At 48.0% G+C, this 229-nt stretch carries 1 protein-coding gene; it reads left to right on the forward strand.

Translation table 11 applies throughout. The features are described from left to right. Nucleotides 1-170: 170 nt before the first annotated feature. Nucleotides 171-229 (forward strand): IS1 family transposase (locus tag FHC52_RS23120; protein ID WP_136697432.1); only part of this gene is annotated, 59 nt, incomplete at its 3' end.

Consider the following 229-nt stretch of genomic DNA (forward strand, 5'->3'; position numbering starts at 1 on the left):
GTCAGTCTGTCTCCTTTTACTTGTGGTGAGTAAGAAGAGATATTCCGGCATGGGCATTCTTCAGGCTATAGCCTTACAGGATCAATCACCACCTCCCCAGGAGGTGGTTTAGGGAGGTAATGGTGCCAACTTACTGATTTAGTGTATGATGGTGTTTTTGAGGTGCTCCAGTGGCTTCTGTTTCTATCAGCTGTCCCTCCTGTTCAGCTACTGAAGGCGTGGTGCGTAA

The sequence above is a fragment of the Enterobacter sp. EC_64 genome (assembly GCF_019584165.1).
In the GTDB taxonomy this organism is placed as follows: Bacteria; Pseudomonadota; Gammaproteobacteria; order Enterobacterales; family Enterobacteriaceae; genus Enterobacter; species Enterobacter roggenkampii.